Raw genomic sequence first — 15,278 nt, forward strand, 5'->3', positions numbered from 1 at the left:
CGGCCATCGAGGAGGTGGCGCAGGTGACCCAACGCATCGCGGTTCTCCTCGCCGCCGGCGTCTCCCCGGCATCCGCGTGGGCCTACCTCGAACCCGTCGCTTCGCACCCCGTCGGCGAAAAGTCTCTGTCGCCGACACCGCCCTCTTCGGGGGCACAGATCATCCGGGCGGCGGCCGACGCCGGGCGCCGCGGCGACAACATCGCCGACGCCGTGGCCGCCGAGGCCCGCCTACTCGGCGGCCAGATCGGCGCCGCCTGGCTGGGCCTCGCCGCGGCCTGGCAGGTGGCCACCCAGGCCGGAGCGCCGCTGGCCTCCTGCCTGCGGCAACTGGCGTCATCCTTCCGGGACCTCGGCCAGTTGCACGCCGACCTCGCCGTGGCGCTCGCCGGCCCGAGCGCCACGGCACGGATGGTCGCGTTCCTGCCGGTCGTCGGTGTGCTGTTCGGCAGCCTTCTGGGCTTCAACACGCTGCAGACGCTGTTCCTCACCGCACCCGGCTGGGCCTGCCTCGCCGGCGGCGGCGCCCTCATGCTGGCGGCGGACCGCTGGAACCGGCGGCTCGTGCACTTCGCCCGGGCACGGGACCCGACCCCCGGGCTCGAACTGGACCTCACCGCCATCGCCATGACCGGCGGCGGCTCCGTCGACCGCGCCCGGACCCTGGTCGACGCGGCGGCAGAGCGGTTCGCCCTGCACCGCGCGGACTCGGCGGCCAGCATCGACCGGGTGCTCGCTCTGTCGGTGCGCGCCGGCGTTCCCGCCGCGGAGCTGTTGCGAAGCGAGGCCGACCAGCTGCGTCGGCAGGCCCGCAGCGACGGCCAGCACCGGGCCGCCACCCTCGCGGTCACGCTCATGATCCCGCTCGGGGTGTGCGTGCTGCCCGCATTCATGCTGGTCGGAGTTCTGCCGCTGTTGATGACCGTCCTCTCGTCCACAGTGCTCGTTTTCTGAAGTTCTGCACCGGAGCGAGCGGCTGTCGGTGTTCCGCCCTCGCCCGGGCCAGTCTGAGACCACTCGTGCCGCCCACACACCGCGTCGCCCGACGCGAGAAGGAGACGAACGAATGCCCACCATCGAACCGACCACCGATTATGCCCTGACACCGACCACCGATCAGGCCGCCAAACCGACCAGGGGTCAGGCCCTGCAACCGACCGTTGAACCGGCCACCGACGAGGTCACCAACCTGACCAGGAACCTGATCGCCGAGCGCGCCACCGGCACGATCGACGCAGCGACCACCGGCCCCGGCCTCGGCCACGATTCTCTGCGCAAGGCGGCTCCGGCACCCCGGCTTCCGCGCCCCGACCGGTTCCGGCTGCCGCGCGGCCTGCGCGCCGAGACGGGTGCAGCCACCGCCGAATACGCCGTCGCAACGATGGCGGCGGTCGGATTCGCCGGCCTGCTGATCGTCATCCTGCGCGGCGACGAGGTGCGCGGCATCCTGACCGATCTGGTGCGCAATGCGCTTTCCGTGGGGTAGCCGCCGGCCGGAAGGGCACTCCGACGGGCACTCCGACGGGCACTCCGACGACGCCCCGAGCGCCCGAAGCCGCGCGCGGCGCCGCCCCGGCCCCAGGGACCGCCCCCGCGACCGCGGCAGCGTCACCGCCGAGTTCGCGACGGTCGTTCCGGCTGTACTGCTCGTGCTCGCCTGCTGCCTGGGCGCCCTGCAGGTGATCGGCCAGCAGGTGCGCCTCACGGATGCCGCGGCCGATGCCGCCCGGTCCCTCTCCCGCGGCGACAGCGTCGACCGGGCCTCTGGGCTGGTGCAGCGGGCGGTGCAGGGGGCCTCGATGACCCCGGAGCGCCGGGGTGAGTTCGTCTGCGTGAACCTGCGCGCACCAAGCTCGTTCGGCGCTTTCGCGGCCTTCGGCCTCACGCTCCGGGCCGGGTCCTGCGCGCTCGGCGGTGGCCGGTGAGGCCCCGCCGGGGGAGGTCCCGGACGCTGACTTCCCGGGCTCTGCGGCGGCGGACCGTGACTCGCCGGGCTCCGCGGCGGCGGCACTGGTCAGCACCCGAGCGCGGCTCGGGCACGGTGCTAGCTGTTGGGGTGCTGGGCGCGGTCATGCTCCTGACGGCGGTGCTGCTGCCGCTGTTCGCCGCGCTGGTGGTCGGCCAGGCGGTGCAGGGGGCAGCGGATGCCGCGGCGCTCGCCGCCGCCGACACCGCCTCGGGCGCCGTGGCCGGGATGCCCTGCGCGGCGGCGGACGAAGCCGCGAGGCTGAATGGGGCATCCGTCACCGTCTGCACGGTGGAGGGATTGATCGCATCGGTGACCGCGGTGCGCGGCTACCTCGGGTTCGAGCTGGGCGCGCAGGCACGGGCCGGGCCGCCCGATTCGCCCGGCGGCCCCGCCGGCTGACTTCGTCTCAGCGGGCGCGAAAGCCACGGGCGGCTCAGTCGAAGAGGGCCTCGATGTAGCGGTAGTCCACGGCGGTGGGTCGAGCCGGGAATGTGCTGGAGTCGAATTCGAGGCCGGAGCCGCGTAGATAGAGGTAGCGCTTGTTGCCGTCGGCAGGGATCTCGAGTCGCGGCCGCGGATCGCCGGATTCCAGGAACTGGGTGGTGACTGTCTTGCCTTGGAGGGGGCCGTCCGTGAGCTTCGCGGTGTACGTGCCCGTCGCTGAATTCGCCATGCTCCAATTGTCTCCGCCAGCGCGGGCCTGGCAACCCCCAATGGTCTCGCGCGGCGTGGTCGATTAGGCAGGCACCATATTGAAGTGTGTATGGTGTGCCATGGCCCACTTGGACCCGTACCTATAAAGAGGAGTCTGGTGCCAGGCACTAAGAAGCTGGTCATTGTCGAATCGCCGACGAAGATGAAATCGATCGCCGCGTATCTGGGCGACGGCTACGAGGTCTTGTCCTCGGTCGGCCATATTCGCGACTTGATCGAGCCCAAGAACCTGCCACCCGAACTGAAAAAGGGTCCGCTCGGCAAGTTCTCGGTCGACGTGGAAAACGGTTTCGAGCCGTACTACGTCGTGTCCGACGCGAAGAAGAAGACCGTGGCCGAACTCAAACGGGCCATGAAGAACGCCGACGAACTCCTGCTCGCAACTGATGAGGACCGCGAAGGCGAGGCCATCGCCTGGCACCTGCTGCAGGTCCTGCAGCCCAAGGTGCCGGTCAAGCGCATGGTCTTCCACGAAATCACCAAGGAAGCCATCCTTCAGGCGAAGGACAACACCCGCGACCTCGACACCGCCCTCGTCGACGCGCAGGAGACCCGGCGCATCCTCGACCGCATCTACGGCTACGAGATTTCCCCCGTGCTTTGGCGCAAGGTCGGCCCGGGCCTGTCCGCCGGCCGCGTGCAGTCCGCGGCCACCCGCCTCGTCGTCGAACGCGAACGCGAGCGCCTCGCGTTCGTGTCGGCCGGCTATTGGGACCTCATCGCCCAGCTTGCTACCGGCGCGTCCCGGGCGGATTCCGCATTCCAGTCGAAGCTCGTGCGCCTGGGCGGAGAGCGCATCGCCTCCGGCGGCGACTTCGACGACCTCGGCCGGCTGAAACCCAAGGTGACGGCGGTCACGCTCGACGAGGCATCCGCCCTCGCCCTGGCCACCGCCCTCAAGGAACCATCGGTCGCCCTGACCGTGACGAAGGTGACCGCCAAGCCCTACCGTCGTAGCCCGGCCGCGCCCTTCACCACCTCGACCCTGCAGCAGGAGGCGGCCCGCAAGCTGCGCTTCACCGCCCGCCAGACCATGAGCGTGGCCCAGTCGCTCTACGAAAACGGGTACATCACCTATATGCGAACCGACTCGCCGTCGCTGTCGCAGCAGGCGATCACGGCCGCGCGCACCCAGGCGGCGGCGCTCTACGGCCCCGAAACGGTGCCCGACAAGCCCCGCCTGTACAAGGGCAAGAGCAAGAACGCTCAGGAGGCGCACGAGGCGATCCGTCCGTCCGGCGACACATTCCGCACCCCTTCGGCGCTCGCATCCACTCTGCGTGGCAACGACTTCAAGCTCTATGACCTGATCTGGAAGCGCACCGTCGCCTCGCAGATGGCGGATGCGACCGGCTCGACCGCGTCGGTGACCATCGCGGCCGGGCCGACCGGCACGTCCACGCACCCCGCGACATCCGGGGTGCTCGCGGAATTCGCCGCTAGCGGCACCGTGATCACGTTCCGCGGCTTCATGCTGGCCTATGAGGAATCCCGTGACGAGGAGCGCAACGCACCCACCGACGCCACCGAGTCCAAGCTGCCGCCGCTCGAAGAGGGCCAGAAGCTGACCCTGCTCGACGTGGAAGCCAAGGGCCACGAGACCACCCCGGCCGCCCGCTACACCGAGGCGAGCCTGGTGAAGAAGCTCGAGGAGCTCGGCATCGGCCGCCCCTCGACGTACGCGTCGATCATCTCCACGATCACCGAGCGCGGCTACGTCACCCCCCGCGGCCAGTCGCTGGTGCCCAACTGGATCGCCTTCTCCGTCGTTCGCCTGCTCGAGGAGTACTTCTCCGACCTGGTCGAATACGACTTCACCGCCGAGATGGAAGACGACCTCGACCGCATCGCCGACGGCAAAGCCGACCGGGTGGACTGGCTGACCAGCTTCTACTTCGGTTCCGACAAGCACCGCGGCCTGCGCCAGGTCATCGACAACCTCGGCGAGATCGACGCGCGCTCGATCAACTCGATGCCCATCGGCGACGACATCACCCTGCGCATCGGCAAGTACGGTCCCTACCTCGAGGTCATCGACCCGGGCGCGGCACCGGATGCCCCGCCGCGCCGGGTGAACATCCCGCCGAACCTGGCCCCCGACGAGCTGACCCCGGCGAAAGCCCGCGAACTCATCGACGCGCCGGTCATCACCGACCGCGTGATCGGCGAGAACCCGGAGAACGGCAAGCGGATCGTGGCGAAGGACGGCCGGTTCGGCCCCTACGTCACCGAGCTGGAGCCCGAGGTCGAGGTCGTCGAACCCGGCGAGACCATCGACCCGGTCACCGGCGAGGTGACCCTGCTTGCCGATTCGGCCGCCGCCGAGGCTGCCTCCACGACCAAAACGACGGCCGCGGCCGCGAAGCCCAAGCGCAAGCCCCCGGCGAAGAAGGTCGCCGCGGTCAAACCGCGCACGGCCTCGTTGTTCAAGACCATGGACCTCGCCACGATCGACCTCGACACGGCCCTGCATTTGCTCGCCCTGCCGCGCGTGGTCGGCCTCGACCCGGAGACGGGCGCGGAGATCACGGCCCAGAACGGCAAGTTCGGCCCGTATCTCAAGAAGGGCGTGGACACCCGGTCACTGACCAGCGAGGACCAGATCTTCGAGATCGATCTGGCCGGTGCGGTCGACCTGTACGCCCAGCCCAAGTACGGCGCCCGGCGGGCGTCGAGCGCGCTCAAGGAGTTCGAGGCTCCCGACCCCGAGAGCGGCAAGGCGATCAAGATCAAGGACGGCCGGTTCGGCGCCTACGTCACCGACGGCATCACCAACGCCACCATCCCGAAAGCCGAGACGGTGGAGGAGGTCGACTTCGACCGCGCCGTGCAGCTGCTCGCCGACAAGCGCGCCAAGGGCCCGGCCGTCAAGAAGGCGCCGGCGAAGAAGGCCCCGGCCAAGAAGACGGCGGTCAAGAAGGCCCCGGCGAAGAAGACGGCGGTCAGGAAGGCCCCGGCTCGGAAGTCGGCCGTCAAAAAGCCGACTCCGTCGGGTGCCACCACGACGGTGCGCGCTCAGCGCACCCCGGCTCAGAAGGCCGCGTCGGCGGCCAAGGCTGCGGCGACCCGGGCGGCCACCGCGGCCGCGAAGGCCGCGACCCAGGCGTCGTCGCTGTCGTGACCCGAGAAGTTCCGGAAGCCGTGACCGGTCCCGCCGCTGCCGGGCTGTTCATCACCCTCGAGGGTGGTGACGGGTGCGGCAAGACGACCCAGTCGGAGCTTCTCACCGACTGGCTCCGGCAGAGCGGGCGCACCGTGCTGCGCACCCGCGAGCCCGGCGGAACGGATGTCGGCGGCGCCATCCGTGAGATCGTGCTGCACCACCGCGGTGAGATCGCACCGCGGGCCGAGGCGCTCCTCTACGCCGCCGACCGGGCCCAGCACATCGCGACCGCGGTGCGGCCGGCGCTCGCCCGAGGCGAAGTGGTGATCCAGGACCGCTACCTGGACTCATCCGTCGCCTACCAGGGTGCCGGACGGGTGCTCGACGCCACCCCGGTGCGTAATCTGTCGCTCTGGGCGGCGGAGGGACTGTTGCCCGCGCTGACCGTGCTGCTCGATCTCGACGAGACCGTGGCGCGCGGCCGCCTCGACGCTGAGAACAAGCCCTTCGACCGGCTCGAGGCGGAGAAGAGCGACTTTCACCGCCGGGTGCGCGCCGCGTTCCTCGCCCTGGCTGACGCCGAGCCGGAGCGGTTTCTGGTCGTGGACGCCGGGCGTCCGGTGGCCGAGATCGCCGCCGTCATCCGCGACCGGGTCGCCGCGCTGCTCTAGAGGCGAAGTGAACGGATGTCCGAGGCCGCTGCGGCCCGGCGGCCCGCCGCTGCGGCGGCATCCGTTTCACGCGCGGGCCGCCGTGCGCCGTGCGAATTCGACGGAGATTTTGGCCCTGGACCACGTTATCGGCCCCAAACCGGCCGTTTTCGGCAAAATCTCCGTCGAATTGGTTCGGCACCAGGCGCGGTGCTGCGCCGGCTGGAGGGAATGCGCCGACTGGACGGGCTCTGCCGGGGGCGCAACCAGCGGACGGCGCCGGCTGGACGAGCTCTAAGCCCTCTGTCACCGACGAAAGGTACTCTGGTCCGATGACTGTGTGGGATGGCCTGACGGGTCAGGCGAGAGCGATCGCGATCTTCCGCGCGGCGGCCGAACGTCCGAGTGACGGAGACGCCGAGGCGCGCGCCGGGTCGGCCATGACGCACGCCTGGCTGATCACCGGGCCGCCCGGCTCGGGCCGCTCCAACCTCGCGTTCGCCTTCGCGACCGCGCTGCTCAGCCCCGGCACCGAGGCCGGTGACGAGAGCGCCCGCCGCCTGGTCGACGCCCGGACGCATCCCGACCTGACCGTGCTCTCCACGGAGGGCGTCATCATCAAGATGGACTCGGTCAAAGAGGCCGTGAAGCGCTCGCAGTACTCACCGTCGGTGGGTCGTTACCGGGTGGTCGTGGTCGAAGACGCCGATCGCATGGTCGAGCGCACGTCCAACGTTCTGCTCAAGGCTTTGGAAGAGCCGCCGGAGCGCACCGTGTGGATTCTCTGCGCTCCCAGCGAGGCTGACCTGCTGCCCACGATCCGGTCCCGCGTGCGATCGGTGCGGTTGCGGGTGCCGAGCATCGACGACGTCGCCGAGCTGCTCGTGGCCCGGGACGGTGTCGACCGGGCCACCGCGGAACGAGCCGCTCGGGAGGCGCAGAGCCACATCGGCATGGCCCGCCGCCTGGCGACGAACCCCGAGGCGCGAGCGCGACGCGAGGAGACCCTGCGGGCGGCCCTCGGCATCCGCGGCGTGTCGGCGGCGGTGAATGCGGCGGCCCGGCTGCTCGCCATCGCCGGTGACGACGCGAAGGCGATCACGCTCGAGCGCGACGCCGCCGAGCGTGAGGGCGTGTTGCGCTCCCTGGGCGTCGAGCCGGGACAGTCGGTCCCGCCCGGCCTGCGCAGCCAGATCAAGGCCCTCGAAGATGACCAGAAGCGGAGGGCCACCCGCAGCCTCCGCGACGGGATCGACCGCATCCTGGTCGACCTCACCTCGCTGTACCGCGACGTGATCATGGTGCAGCTCGGCCGGGAGACCAGCGTCATCAACCGGGAACTCCTCACGGAGGTGCGGGCGGCGGGAACCGTCTGTGCGCCCGCCGCCACGCTGTTCACCCTGGACGCGATCGCCCAAGCCCGGCAGCGGATCGAATCGAACGTGGCGCCGGCACTGGCCCTCGAGGCCATGCTCGTATCGGCAATCCGCCGGTGACCGAGAACACGTCCCAGAAAAGGGGAATCCGTTGACCAGACGAACTCGCGTGCGCACCCTGTCGGCGCGTGCCAGGGCCACCGCCCTGGCACTGGTGCTCGCCATGGGCCTCAGCGGCTGCGTGCCGCTGTTCCTGCCGGGGCAGGCGCCGACCACCTCGGTCCCGACCGGGGAGAAGGTCGACGCCGACCTCGAACCGTTCTATGACCAGGTGCTGAAGTGGGCGGACTGCGACTCCGGCCTGCAGTGCACCACGGCTTCGGCGCCGCTCGACTGGGCCGACCCGGGCAGCGGCGAGACGGTCGACCTGGCGCTGGTGCGGCATCCGGCCACGGGCACCCGGGTGGGTTCCCTGCTGGTCAATCCCGGAGGCCCCGGCGGCTCCGGTTACGACTTCGTGAAGGATTCCCTCGACTACGCCACGGATGCGAAGCTGCAGGCCGGTTTCGACGTCGTCGGTTTCGACCCGCGCGGGGTGGGCCGTTCCTCGGCGGTGAGCTGTTACGAACCGGCTGAGATGGACGAGTACCTCTACGGCTTGCCCGCCGCGGTGCGGGGGAGCGACGCCTGGATCCAGGAGCTGTCGACGGCCGCCGTCGACTTCGGGGCCGCCTGCCAGGAGAATACCGGCGCCCTGCTCGCACACGTCGACAGCCTCAGCGCAGCCCGGGACCTCGACCTGCTGCGCGCCGCGCTCGGTGACGAGAAGCTCAACTTCCTCGGCTACTCCTACGGCACCTTCCTCGGTGCGACCTACGCGGACCTCTACCCCGAGCGGGTCGGACGCCTCGCCCTCGACGGCGCCCTCGACCCGTCCACCAGCAACGCCGATGTGACCCGGGTGCAGGCCACCGGGTTCGAGAATGCGCTGCGCTCCTATCTGGCCGACTGCCTGGCCGGCGAGGAGTGCCCCTTCGATGGCACCGTCGACGAGGCCATGACTACCATCGGAGCCCTGCTCGCCTCGGTTGACGTCAGCCCGATCACGGCCACCGACGGCCGTCGACTCGGCGCGAACACGCTGCTCACCGCCATCATCTACCCGCTCTACCAGGCCACCGCGTGGCCGAACCTGAGCGAGATGTTCGCGAGCGTTCTGCAGGGCGACGCCGACATGGCCTTCCAGTTCGCGGACGGCTACAACGGCCGGTCCGCCGACGGCACCTACCGCGACAACGCGACCGAGGCCTTTCTGGCAATCAACTGCGTGGACTACAGCTACAACGACGATCCCGCCTCGATGCGCGCGCAGGCCGCCGAGATCGAACAGGCCGCCCCGACGATCGGCAAGTACATGGCGTTCGGCGACATCGGCTGCGCCAACTGGCCCTACCAGTTTGACGGGGAGCGGTCCGAGATCGCCGCCGAGGGGGCCGACCCGATACTGGTCATCGGCACCACCAACGACCCGGCCACACCCTATGTGTGGGCCGAGAACCTGTCGGAGCAGCTCGCCAGCGGCCACCTCGTCACCTTCACCGGCGAAGGGCACACCGCCTACAACAAATCGAACGACTGTGTGAACTCGGCCGTCGACGATTACCTGCTGAAGGGCACGGTGCCGGCCGAAGACCCGATGTGCTGAGCATCCGCCTGGCTGCAGATTTGCGCGCTGTGTAAGAATTGAGGCATGTCGCTGCACCACGAGGAACCGGGCCTACGCGAACGTAAGCGGCTCGCAACGCGACGCGCCATCCAGCGCGCCGTGTTGACGCTCTCCTGCGAGCGGGGGCTCGAGAAGGTGACCGTCGAGGACATCAGCCGGCTCGCCGATGTGTCGCCGCGCACCTTCTTCAACTACTTCCCCTCGAAGGATGCCGCGCTGGTCGGCGACGAACTCGACCTCGCGTCCGAGGAGCAGATCGAGGCCTTCGTGCACGGCGGCCGCGATGGGGACATCCTGGCCCAGCTGGCCGCGCTGCTCTCGGTCAGCCTCAGGAACACCGAGGGTGACCGGGAGATCCACCAGCTGCGGCGTCAGGTCATGAAGGAGAATCCCTACCTGTTCGGGATGCGGATGGCCACCCTGCGCAACTTCGAGGGTCGACTGCAGGAGATCGTCACCCGGCGCTTCGTCGTCGACCACCCCGAGCTCGGCGCCGGCTCGGCGCAGCTTGAGCAGCGGGCGCTCCTGTTCACCCTGGTGGCCGTGGCTGCGCTCCGCCACGCCTGGCGTTGCTGGGCCGACTCCGACGCGGCCCGCCCCCTGGCCACGCACGTCGCGGCATCCTTCGCGGACCTGTACGAGATGACCCTGAAGACCAGCTAGACTTTGTAGCTGTGTCCGAGGTTTTCCGAGAGGAATAATCGTGACGCCGCCTTAGCTCAGTCGGTAGAGCGTCTCACTCGTAATGAGAAGGTCATCAGTTCGATTCTGATAGGCGGCTCCATCTCAACTCAGGCAGCCGTGGCTTTCGCTCGCGCCGCGCACACCCGCCACGCGAGTGCGCACTGCGAAGTCACCCGAATCGCGTACAGGGGCGTTGGGCTCGTGGCCGGGACGAAATCGACCGCCTCATCGACCGAAGTCGCCTCACCCGCGTGGTCGCCAACCGCAACCTCGCGGAAAGCCACTTAGTGCAGGCGCGCACGCACGCGGCGCGGCTCATCGAGCTGATACCGCCCTACTGAGCCCGCAACCTGAGGCTGACTGAGCCGACCGGGGAATCCGTCGTCACGTAAACGCGGAGATTTTTGGGAAACGCCGGTTCTACGGCCCGGCCGAGCGGCGTGTTGCGAAAATCTCCGGAGTCACCGTGCCGTCCCCACGGATGCCCGGTGCCGGGCCGCCGGGCCGCGTCGCCGGGTCGTGACGGGCTCGACCGCCGGCCGCACGCGATCGCTAGGCTGATCCCATGACCGACACAACCCGCACCGACACTATTCGCTGGGGAATCCTGGCCACGGGCGGGATCGCCCACGCATTCACGAACGACCTCGTCCGGAACGGTTTTCAGGTGCAGGCGGTCGGTTCCCGCTCGCAGGCGTCGGCGGATGCCTTCGCGGCCGAGTTCGGCATTCCCACGGCTCATCCGAGCTACGAGGCCCTGGCCGCGGACCCGGATGTCGACATCATCTACATTTCGACCCCGCATCCGTTTCACGCCGAGAACGCCAAGCTCGCCCTGAATGCCGGCAAGCATGTTCTGATCGAGAAGCCGATCACCCTGAACGGCGCCGAGGCCCGCGAAGTAGTCGACCTCGCCGCGACCCTGGGGCTGCTGGTGCTCGAGGGAATGTGGACCCGGTTCCTGCCGCACATGGTGCGCATCCGCGAGATCCTCGCCGAGGGCACCCTCGGCGACGTGCGCACCCTGATCGCCGATCACACCCAGGACCTGCCGGATGACCCGGCGCACCGGCTGAACGCCATGCACCTGGGCGGCGGGGCGCTCCTCGACCTCGGCATCTACCCGCTCACCTTCGCGTCCGAACTGTTCGGACGCCCCGAGACGATCCTCGCGACCGCCACCTTCAAGGCCACCGGCGCCGACGCACAGATCGCCACGACCTTCCGCTACGCGGGCGGGCAGATCGCCCAGACCCTGTCGGCCAGCAACACCACCGGCCCGAACACGGCCACCATCCTCGGCACGCTGGGCCGCATCGACATCGACCGGGTCTGGTACTCGCCCACGGACTTCCGGGTGCTCAACAGCGCGAACGAGGTCATCGAGACCTTCACCGCCGAGATCAACGGGCGCGGCATGCACTACCAGGCGGCCGAAGCGGAGCAACTGATCCGGGCCGGCAAGATCTCGAGCGACATCCTGCCGGTCGAGGAAGTGGTGGCGATCATGGAGACCCTCGACCTGGTGCGCGCGCAAATCGGCCTGCGGTACCCCGGGGAGTAAGCGGGAGTCCGTGCGCTGTGCTCCGGTCGATAATCTGACCAGTAGAGCGGGAGGGGGCAGAATGGCGCTGCGTGGATCCAGTGGTGGTGTCACGAACCGGCCTCACCGCCCCCATACGTGGCCGTTGCGGCTCCTCGGCGCGCTGGTCGCGTGCTCCGTCGTCGAGCCGCTCGAGTTCGTTCCGCCCGTCGGATGACGCCACCCCCCGTTTTGGGGTGGTCGTACTCGGGGGCGTTGGTCCATCGGCCCATGACGGCTCGGCTAGCGTGTACGCAACGGGAGCGGGGGATCCGATGCACGCCAACGCGCACGCGGATCGAATCGATGACCGCTCCCTTCGCCATGCGCGGCTCGGCCGCTGGATCCTGTGGCTGATGTGGGTGCTGCTGATCGGTTACGCGATCGGCCTGTTCGCCTCCTTCGGCCCGGTTTTCACCGGCTCCTTGTCGCTAATCACTGCGGGGCTCCCGGCCCTGCTCTGCTGGGCAGCCGCGCTCTGCGCGGAGCGCGGCCGCACGCAGCTGATTCTGGTGTCGGCCGCGATGACGGCCTTTACCCTCGGCAGCACCTATTACCTGCTCGCGGGCGCGGCGACCCTCTCGTTTCCGTCTCCGGCCGACATCGGTTACACGCTTTTCTATCCGCTGATTCTGGCCGGACTCGCTGTCCTGGTCCACCGTCAGCGTGGTGAAATACCCCGGTCGGTCCTGGTGGACGGAGCCATCGGGTCGCTTGGCGCGGCATCCGTGCTGGCCGTGTTGCTCAGCCCGGTGATTGCATCCGCGGGTGTCTGGCCGCCCTCCCCGGCCACCCTGGTGTCCGCCAGTTACCCTCTGCTCGATCTGTTGCTCGTGTCGGTCATCACGGGGATTGCCGCCGCCCGCGGACTCGACGTGGGCCGACGGTGGGCCCTGCTGGTGCTCGGACTCCTGATCTTCGCGGCAACCGACGCCGTCTACGCCTTCCAGGTTTCCGCCGGAACGTACACCTTCGGGGAGCCTTTGGATGCGGGCTGGGCGCTCGGCCTCACCCTCATTGCGGTCTGGGCGTGGGACCTGGCTCGGCCCGGTGTCACCGCCCGGCGCCCCCTGAGCGGCGTGTGGACCCTCGCGGTGCCCGGGGCAGCCACGATCGCCGGGATGGCGGTGCTCGTCCTCGGCACGCAGGTGAAGATCTCCACAGGCGCCGTGCTCCTCGCAGGCGTGACCCTGGTGCTCGGGACCGTGCGCACCCAGCTCGCCTCCCGGCAGATCGGGCGGATGGCCGACCTTCACCGCCAGGCGAGCACCGACGACCTGACCGGGCTGCCGAACCGGCGCGCCCTCTACGCCGAGGCATCCGCTCACCTCGTGCCCGGGGACGGCCACCGGAGCGCCCTGCTGCTCCTGGATATCGACCGGTTCAAGGAAGTGAACGACAGTCTCGGCCACGACGTCGGCGATCTGCTGCTGGTGCAGGCCGGATCGCGCCTGTTCGATCAGCGACGACCGGGCGATCTTCTCGCCCGGCTCGGCGGCGACGAGTTCGCGCTTTTGATTCAGGACGCCGGCCACGACGAGGCCGTGGCGGCGGCCGTGCGGCTGCGGGCGGTCCTGGCCCGGCCGTTCACGCTGGAGGGCATCGCGATCGAGTCCAACGTCAGCATCGGCATCGCCCTATTCCCCGACCAGGGTGACACCCTCAAGGTGCTGCTGCGCAAGGCCGACATGGCCATGTACAAGGCCAAGTCCTCCCGCAGCGGGCACCACGTCTTCGTCTGCTCCGACGACGATCACGGCGACTCCAGGCTGCGGATGATGGAAGACCTGCGCGGCGCCCTCGCCACCGACGAACTCGTGCTGCACTACCAGCCCAAGATCGAGCTGGCCACCGGGCACGTGCACGGTGTGGAGGCGCTGGTGCGCTGGCAGCACCCGAGCCGGGGTCTGCTGCCTCCCGACGCGTTTCTGACCCTGGCCGAAGACGTCGGGCTCATGCGCGACCTGACCCGGATCGTGCTGGGAAAGGCGCTCGACCAGGCCGCGGTCTGGCGTGCGCAGGGAACACCGCTGACCGTTGCGGTCAACATGTCTCCCAGCACCCTGATCGAGTCCGATCTGCCCGCACGCATCGCCGCCATGATCCAGGTGCGGGGGTTGTCGGCCGCCGACCTGATGCTGGAGATCACCGAAGAGTTCCTGATGGAAGACCGGGCCAGGGCCAGGGACATCCTGATCCGCCTGCGGGAGAGCGGCATCCGCATCGCCGTGGATGATTTCGGCACCGGCTACAGCTCCCTCGCCTACCTCCGGGACCTGCCGATCGACGAGCTCAAACTCGACAAGTCCTTCGTGTTCCCGATGGCCGACGACGCCAGGGCCGCGGCCCTGGTGGCCTCGATCATCGCGCTCGCGCACAGCCTCGGCGTGCGCATGGTGGCGGAGGGCGTCGAGGACGCCGTCGCCTACGCCGAGCTGACCCGGTACGGCTGCGACGAGGCCCAGGGCTTCCACATGTCCCGCCCGCTTCCGGCCGCGGCACTGGATGCCTGGCTCGCCGCCCGGCACGCGCCGGCGGCCACGCGGGCGCCGTCGCAACGCCGCAGTAACGCCGTTGCAACGCCGTGGGCACGAGGCACAGGCTGACTCACAAGCCCGGCGGGTAGGGTTCACGGGTGGAAGAATCGAAGCCTCGCAAACGCCTCGCGGCCGTCCTCGTCACCGTGGCGGTGCTGCTGGGCGCGGGTGCCGTCCTGATCGGGGCGTCGACCCGGGCCCCGGATGCCGCGGCCACCGCCTCCATCGCCGCCGCGAACACCGGTGCGAGCGTGAACGTGCCGGCCGCGGAACCCGTTTCGGAGCGCCCTGTGCCGGCCACCGCCTCCGATGCCAGAAACCTGCGTACGTGTTCGGTCTCAGCGCTGGCCGCCGACCCCCGGTTGGCTGATTTCCAGGCCCAGGTGATCAACGCCAGCACCGGCGAGGTGCTTTTCGACCGCGGCGGCGATACCTCCTCACGCACGGCGAGCGTGCTCAAGGTGCTGACCAGCGCCGCCGCCCTTGAGGTGCTCGGACCGGACTACCGGGCCACGACCACCGTCGTCACCGGCAGCACACCGGGGTCTGTCGTGCTGGTCGGCGGGGGAGACCTCACCCTCACGCGCCTGCCCACCGGCACGGAATCCGTCTACCCCGGCGCAGCCCACGTCGATGAGCTCGCCCGCCAGACCCTCGCCGCCTGGCGGGCGAACCCGGCGAACCCGCCGATCACCTCCCTCGTGCTGGACGCCTCGTTCTTCGGCGGGCCCGGCTGGGAACCGAGCTGGGATGAACTGGAACGCAACGCCGGTTCCATGCCCGACGTGACCGCCCTGCAGGTCGACGGTGACCGCGACGACCCCTCGCGTCAGAGCTCTTCCCGCAGCGCCGACCCCGTCGGGCGCGCCGGCGCGGCCTTCGCCGCCGCGCTCGGCGGCGGCGTGAGCGTCAGCGTCGGCACCGCGCCGGCCGGGGCC

Annotated in this window: 13 protein-coding genes and 1 tRNA gene; 13 read left to right on the forward strand and 1 reads right to left on the reverse strand. The window is 69.7% G+C overall.

All coding sequences use genetic code 11. The features are described 5' to 3' along the window. Window positions 1–23 precede the first annotated feature (23 nt). The 4 genes from E3T25_RS03340 (at window position 24) to E3T25_RS03355 (ending at window position 2,367) form a co-directional block, all read left to right on the forward strand. A complete protein-coding gene (locus E3T25_RS03340; RefSeq protein WP_241980584.1) occupies window positions 24–953 on the forward strand; it encodes a type II secretion system F family protein in 930 nt (309 codons plus the stop codon). Window positions 954–1,320: 367 nt separating this feature from the next. Beyond that, window positions 1,321–1,485 (forward strand): DUF4244 domain-containing protein, encoded by a 165-nt coding sequence (locus tag E3T25_RS03345; protein WP_233191137.1) that lies wholly within the window; start codon window positions 1,321–1,323, stop codon window positions 1,483–1,485. Beyond that, window positions 1,466–1,924 (forward strand): TadE family protein, encoded by a 459-nt coding sequence (locus E3T25_RS03350; RefSeq protein ID WP_134372174.1) that lies wholly within the window; start codon window positions 1,466–1,468, stop codon window positions 1,922–1,924. The genes E3T25_RS03345 and E3T25_RS03350 overlap by 20 nt, the downstream gene beginning before the upstream one ends. Before the next feature lie 56 nt (window positions 1,925–1,980). After that, entirely contained in the window at window positions 1,981–2,367 is a 387-nt protein-coding gene (locus E3T25_RS03355) for an Rv3654c family TadE-like protein (RefSeq protein ID WP_134372176.1), read from the forward strand. Window positions 2,368–2,401: 34 nt separating this feature from the next. On the opposite strand, the gene E3T25_RS03360 is transcribed toward E3T25_RS03355, so the two are convergent. Then, on the reverse strand, window positions 2,402–2,641 hold the full coding sequence (locus tag E3T25_RS03360) for a hypothetical protein (RefSeq protein ID WP_104099401.1): 240 nt from the start codon (window positions 2,639–2,641) through the stop codon (window positions 2,402–2,404). Between the two features lie 138 nt (window positions 2,642–2,779). On the opposite strand from E3T25_RS03360, the gene topA reads away from it, so the two are divergent. The 9 genes from topA to E3T25_RS03405 form a co-directional block, all read left to right on the forward strand. Then, the gene (gene topA / locus E3T25_RS03365; RefSeq protein WP_134372178.1) at window positions 2,780–5,803 is read left to right on the forward strand and encodes a type I DNA topoisomerase; all 3,024 of its coding nucleotides are present in this window, start codon (window positions 2,780–2,782) and stop codon (window positions 5,801–5,803) included. Further along, on the forward strand, window positions 5,800–6,456 hold the full coding sequence (gene tmk, locus E3T25_RS03370) for a dTMP kinase (RefSeq protein ID WP_241980586.1): 657 nt from the start codon (window positions 5,800–5,802) through the stop codon (window positions 6,454–6,456). The genes topA and tmk overlap by 4 nt, the downstream gene beginning before the upstream one ends. 311 nt (window positions 6,457–6,767) lie before the next feature. Beyond that, window positions 6,768–7,931, forward strand: a complete 1,164-nt coding sequence (locus E3T25_RS03375; RefSeq protein ID WP_104099403.1) for a DNA polymerase III subunit delta' — start codon at window positions 6,768–6,770, stop codon at window positions 7,929–7,931. 31 nt (window positions 7,932–7,962) lie between these two features. Continuing rightward, a complete protein-coding gene (locus E3T25_RS03380; RefSeq protein ID WP_233191132.1) occupies window positions 7,963–9,516 on the forward strand; it encodes an alpha/beta hydrolase in 1,554 nt (517 codons plus the stop codon). Window positions 9,517–9,561: 45 nt separating this feature from the next. After that, window positions 9,562–10,200 carry a TetR/AcrR family transcriptional regulator gene (locus tag E3T25_RS03385; RefSeq protein ID WP_104170792.1) on the forward strand — a complete coding sequence of 213 codons (639 nt, stop codon included), beginning with the start codon at window positions 9,562–9,564 and terminating at the stop codon, window positions 10,198–10,200. 45 nt (window positions 10,201–10,245) lie between these two features. Beyond that, window positions 10,246–10,321, forward strand: a tRNA-Thr gene (locus E3T25_RS03390). A 465-nt stretch (window positions 10,322–10,786) separates the two neighbouring features. Further along, window positions 10,787–11,785, forward strand: coding sequence for a Gfo/Idh/MocA family protein (locus tag E3T25_RS03395; protein WP_104170793.1), 999 nt, complete (start codon window positions 10,787–10,789; stop codon window positions 11,783–11,785). A gap of 293 nt (window positions 11,786–12,078) precedes the next feature. Then, window positions 12,079–14,409, forward strand: a complete 2,331-nt coding sequence (locus tag E3T25_RS03400) for a putative bifunctional diguanylate cyclase/phosphodiesterase (RefSeq protein ID WP_134372180.1) — start codon at window positions 12,079–12,081, stop codon at window positions 14,407–14,409. A 29-nt stretch (window positions 14,410–14,438) separates the two neighbouring features. After that, window positions 14,439–15,278: D-alanyl-D-alanine carboxypeptidase (locus E3T25_RS03405; protein ID WP_174843915.1), on the forward strand; the 840-nt coding region annotated here is incomplete at its 3' end.

It is taken from the genome of Cryobacterium sandaracinum, from assembly GCF_004403415.1.
Lineage (GTDB): Bacteria > Actinomycetota > Actinomycetes > Actinomycetales > Microbacteriaceae > Cryobacterium > Cryobacterium sandaracinum.